The sequence below is a fragment of the Heliomarina baculiformis genome, assembly GCF_019966545.1.
Taxonomy (GTDB): Bacteria; Pseudomonadota; Alphaproteobacteria; order Rhodobacterales; family Rhodobacteraceae; genus Heliomarina; species Heliomarina baculiformis.
Map to the genome: position 1 here is coordinate 1 of NZ_JAIMIC010000035.1, position 3,110 is coordinate 3,110.

General features: G+C 56.3%; 4 protein-coding genes. 3 read left to right on the forward strand and 1 reads right to left on the reverse strand.

From position 1 onward, the window contains the following. The 3 genes from MF268_RS25105 to repC all read left to right on the forward strand — a co-directional run. Window positions 1–275 (forward strand): hypothetical protein (locus tag MF268_RS25105; RefSeq protein WP_337926835.1); only part of this gene is annotated, 275 nt, incomplete at its 5' end. Window positions 276–360: 85 nt separating this feature from the next. Continuing rightward, complete coding sequence (locus tag MF268_RS25110) at window positions 361–1,014, forward strand: hypothetical protein (protein WP_238373421.1); 654 nt, start codon at window positions 361–363, stop codon at window positions 1,012–1,014. A gap of 220 nt (window positions 1,015–1,234) precedes the next feature. Further along, complete coding sequence (gene repC, locus MF268_RS25115; RefSeq protein WP_238373422.1) at window positions 1,235–2,380, forward strand: replication initiation protein RepC; 1,146 nt, start codon at window positions 1,235–1,237, stop codon at window positions 2,378–2,380. A 63-nt stretch (window positions 2,381–2,443) separates the two neighbouring features. Here the strand turns inward: repC and MF268_RS25120 are convergent. Beyond that, window positions 2,444–3,110 (reverse strand): MBL fold metallo-hydrolase (locus tag MF268_RS25120; RefSeq protein WP_238373423.1); only part of this gene is annotated, 667 nt, incomplete at its 5' end.

The window sequence follows — 3,110 nt, forward strand, 5'->3', positions numbered from 1 at the left end:
ACCAGATGTCGCGGTTGCTGGCATGTAGCACATTCATCGCCCTAGCGATCCCAGCAACCGCCGAGACGCTGGCGATGGACTGCGTGTTGCCGTTGCGGCCGGAGCTGGCGGCCTCGCCTGCGCTCCTGAACGAGTACGGCGACGACATCAGAGCCGAGTTCAACACCTACTTCGATGAGGCACAAACCTATCTGAATTGCCTCGCCGCAGCATCAGCTTCCGCGCAGGCCGAAGTCCGTCTTGTGCTTGACGCTTACCAGGAGATGTTCCAATGAAACGACGCGCAAAATATGTCAGCAATTATGACACAATTAACATAAGTCTTATTATACGCCAACAGGTTAGCGGCGGCGCTCTGTCATGAGGCGGCTTGTGTCAACTGCCGCGATCATCGCGATCGGGCTTACACCGCTTGCTGCCAAACCTGCCACCGCACAAGGCTACCAGATCGATTGTGCGATCCTCCTGTGCCTCGCAGGCGGTTGGCCTGCGTCGGTTCCCTGCGCCCGTGCGCGCGCGGAGTTCATCCGCCGGATCACGCCCTGGCCAGTCGAACCACCGCTGCAGATCTGGCGTTGTCCAATGCGTGCTGAGTTCGAGGCGCCGAACCCGGTTGAGCGCCTCTACAGGTTGGCGGGGTTCAATCCTGGTCAAGCAGTCTCCCTGCCCCGAGAGCGAGAAACGCTCCAGCTCGCCCAAGCTGTCGGGCGTGCCGCCGATATCGATGTGACGGACCCTGCTTTTGATTTCGTCCGCTCCATAGATGTCTTTCAGGTTACGGCACGTCAGAGGGAGGGCCGTGACGATTGCAACAGATATGCTTCTGTGCGGCGTGGCACGTATGATCAAGACGGCCAATTCCGGTGGCAAAACAGCTCGATAAGTGCCCTTCCTCCAGCCTTCCGAGGGGCCGAGCGATACGGCCAGAACTGCCCCGATATCTGGGTCCGTGCTGTGTTCGTCGATTGGGAGGATTTTGAGGGCGCCTATGGCTTCGAACAAGTCAACTACTGATCTCAAACAGTCACAGGCAAACGATAAAAAAGAAGAAACCCCCGCAAGGCGGCAACCAAGCGAGGGGCTCAAAGAACAACGGAATTGGCGTTCCGTCAGATCAAATCAAACTGTGATCTCGTTCTAGCAGTCCCGACAGTCAAGGCAATGAAAAAACGTGTCGCTCGCGGGGACACGGATGCCCTGTTGCAGCCTTGTTCCAATTCACAAGGACTAGACAGTGAACGTGATCCAAACCCATCTCACCCTGCCGGAAGGCTGGACCAAAGGTGCTGTCATGGCGCTAATTTCAGAGGTTGCCCCGCATATAGGCCTGCGCCCGGCGCGCTTGGCAGTTCTGAACTACATCATCGGGCGCACCCGCGCATCCGACTGGACCTCTCCCCATCGTGAACCGGTGTTTTTTGGCGCACAAGATCTCGCAGCGGTCGAACTTGGCAAGACGTCGCGCCAGTTGCGAACGGATGAGGCCGCGCTGGCCAAACTTGGGCTGATCGTGAAACGTGTCGCGGCGAATGGGGCCCGCTATGGTCGCGCTGGCCTAGGCTTGATACTGACTCCGCTGATCGCGCGACTGGAAGAGTTCATAGCCCTTCGCGATCGGCTCCGTGCGGAACGGAGGCATTTGCGCGCTTTGAAGGATCTTCGGTCCCTTCGTTTGCGTCACATGAAACGGTGCATTGCGGCCCTGCCCGCCTCAGCAACCAAAGATCCGGAGGTTGCAGACATCCTGGCTCGTTACGATGACTGGCCACGCAGCGATGCGTTAAGCCGTCTTGGTCTGGACCGGCTGACAGCCCACTTGCAGAGCTGCGCAGAACTTTGCAACAGCATCGATGACTGGTTTGAAAACCATGGGCTTTCTTCCGACCAACCAGCGGAAAACTTCCGGCCCTTTTTACAAAACACCAAAGAAGATATTCAAAATGTAGAGAGCCTGCTGGCTGTGGATAACGCCACGACACATGAGAAAACTGCTCAGCACGAGGCGCCCCCCTCCGCGCCTGCTACTCTGATGCCAGAGCATCTTCACAGCATTGCTGGCGACGGCCTTCGCATGATGCTTGATGCGGGAGGGGATCAAAACCGCCCAATCCGCGAGCGCGATATCGTCGAGGCGGCCTGGGCGCTATTGCCAATGCTCGATATCCATCCGTCAGTTTGGCATGAGGGCCAAAGCACCTTGGGCGATCACGGTTTGGCACTCTGCCTCCTATTGGTCGATGCGCAACGAGATCACCCAAGATACCCAGTGCGCAATCCAGGAGGTCTGATGCGCGAACTGATCCGTCTGGCCAAGGCAGGAAAACTAGACCTTGGCGCAAGCCTCGCGGCTCTGCAAAAACGGCGCAAAAGGGTTGAGTAAAGGTTCCAACCGGTAACTGAACTTGCCCAAAAACGCGCTAAAATTCCTGTAATGAAGTTTATGTTAATTTACCCTCCAGATCCCTTTTTCCTGAGCCACTCGCGATTCAGAAAGCAGTTTCTGTAAATGAGCCACAACATTCCTTTCGGCGGCCATTGCAATATGCAGGTCAGATTTCTTGTAGACTGAAGCGGCGATATTCTGGACTGTATCGGAAGTATTTAGGAGATGCTTGAGGATCTGGGTCTCGCGGCGCATCCGGTTGGCAAGTAACTGTTCGATGTAAGGGCGCGGATCCTGGAGTACGGGCCCGTGACCCGGCAGGCAGATCCTATCGTCGCGATCAATAAGCCGTTGAAGCTGGTCGCAGTAATCACGCATGTTGCCGTCAGGGGGGCTGACGATCGAACTGTTCCAACTCATCACGTGGTCGCCCGTGAATAACACTCCATCCAGCCTCGCAAAGCAGAGGTGATCGCTCGCGTGACCGGGTGTGTGAAGGACAGTAAGACCGGCAATCCTTTGCCCGTCTTCCAAAAACCCGTCGGGTTGAAATGCATCGTCTGGAAAGGCACGCGAAACATAAACGGGCAGACCTGTCCGTTCGCGTAATCCCGGCACGGCACCGAAATGATCGGAATGGTGGTGTGACACTAAAGCGTTTCTAGAAAAACCTGAATCGTGAGGGATTCCTTTTGGAGGCTGATTGTGATTCATCCTGTTTGGGAGG

Excerpts from the sequence above, each read along its gene's own strand:
- MF268_RS25110 (WP_238373421.1), top strand. The coding sequence starts at position 361 with ATGAGGCGGCTTGTGTCAACTGCCGCGATCATCGCGATCGGGCTTACA.